The organism is Nocardia sp. NPDC059154, from assembly GCF_042755705.1.
GTDB lineage: Bacteria > Actinomycetota > Actinomycetes > Mycobacteriales > Mycobacteriaceae > Nocardia.
The window spans coordinates 1-1,775 of sequence record NZ_JBHZCS010000142.1 but is presented as its reverse complement, the minus strand read 5'-3'; the positions used below and the strand labels follow the sequence as shown (position 1 = coordinate 1,775).

The following is a 1,775-nucleotide window of genomic DNA, read 5'->3' as shown; positions in this document are numbered from 1 at the left end:
GCAGTGACTCGCCCTCGACGTAGTTCTTCCGCAGTCGGCCGCGTTCCCGCAGCGCGGGCACCACCAGCTCGATGAAGTCCCTTGCGGTGTCGAAGGAGTGGTATTGGCGCAGGTTGATGCCGTCGATACCGATATCGTCGAGCCAACGTTCGATCTCGTCGGCGACCACCTCCGGTGTGCCGCAGACGAAGAACGGGCCGGCGGCCAAATCGCTGAAGCTGCTGAGGAGTTCGCCGACCGATTTATCGATGCCGAACCGGCGGAAGTATCCGAAGTTCTCCTCACTGACCAACTCCTTCAGCGGGGTCTCCGGCGGATGGGCGGTCGGGTCGAACGGCAGGCTGGCGTAGGCGAGAACGCCGTCGATACTCGCGTGGCGCTGGTACTCGGCCAGCTTTGCCCGGGCCTCCTCGGGGGTTCGTCCGACGACCACGCCGCCCTGGACCACAAATCGGACGTCGTCGGACTTCCGGCCGTGCTCGACCGCGGCCCCGCGGACCTTGGCGATAATGTCACGTACGCTGTCCTCGTTGGCGCCGCCAGTGAACAGCAGCTCGGCGTGTTTTCCGGCGAACTGTATGCCTCGATCTCCTTCAACGCTGCCTTCTCCAACTCGGCTTCGGCGAGAAGTCTTTTCAGGGTGGAGTTTTCGTGTTCGAGGTCCTCAATCGTTTGGCGTCGTCGGCCTTCAGGCCGCCGAACTGGTTGCGCCACCGGTAGTAGGTGGCCTCGGTGATCTGCAGGGTCCGGCACGCATCGGCGACGTCCTTGCCCTCGCCCAACAGCCGATCGGCCTCGCTCAGCTTGCGCACGACCTGTTCAGGGGTGTGCCCCTTGCGTGTCGCCATGGTCTTCGAGCCTTCCCGCCCACTCCGTGGGCCGCAAGGCTCTCACTCCCCGGACCGAAATCACGGGGTCAGGTCACCATCTCAAGGTCATGCTTCGACGTCACGCCAGCCAGTATCGCCATGAAACCGGTGCATGCTGCGAGATTTACCTGGGCAACGCTCATAAGTCACTAGTTATAGCTCTGTCGAACTGACGAAGCTGCAGGATAAGTTGTCGGCGCCAAGGGGTGTCGTGTTATCGAGCAATCCTTACATAGGTATCGATATGGAACCGATAGGTATCGTATTGGTAATAGACACTAAAGGACTCCGACACATAAGGTGTTACTTGCTTCACACATTCAAATTCGGGTATAAGGCGCAACACCCCGGCGCATCCCTTGAATGGTGGCTGTCGGGGCCAGCGGCACCGACTCGAAAATAGAATGCAGTCGATTGCAGGCTCAGCGCCCTACAGGGGGAGCCTCGCAATCCGAAAGACTGCCTCCCTCGGCTTACGAGTCGGTTGGTGGAAGATAGTAAGGAAATGTGGAGATATGTTTGTGCTGCACAAAAAATTCATCTCACTGGGTGAGCGTCGCTGGCCCACTGGAAATCTTTGAAGCCAAGCCCAACGGTTTACTCATACTCTCGTTGTGTAGCGCTGAGCGAGGTTGCCTGTTCGGGCCCCGCAATCCGCCATCGGCGAGTCACCTCCTCATTATAAATGGTGGTCATGCTTCTGTCGACCTAGTTTCCCTTTTGGCGCTGTCTATGCGGAGTTCGTGGTATGTAGCCGTGCCATTGCGCGTTGCCGGAGGGAAGCATCGATGTATTGCGTCGAGAGCCCTGGGGTGGACTGTGGCGATTGAATAGGGCTCAGTTTGGCGGAGTTGGCTCTCTGAAGTGATCTGAAACTATCTGTGATCGAGTTTGTTTAGTATCTCG

General features: G+C 58.6%; 1 protein-coding gene and 1 pseudogene. Both read right to left on the bottom strand.

Going from position 1 to position 1,775, the window contains the following annotated elements:
* The coding region (locus ACFXN1_RS50420) for an LLM class flavin-dependent oxidoreductase (RefSeq protein WP_379464111.1) at window positions 1-550 on the bottom strand (550 nt) is incomplete at its 3' end.
* A gap of 35 nt (window positions 551-585) precedes the next feature.
* Window positions 586-848, bottom strand: a pseudogene (locus ACFXN1_RS50415) (transposase); the annotation flags it as partial.
* Between the last annotated feature and the right edge of the window lie 927 nt (window positions 849-1,775).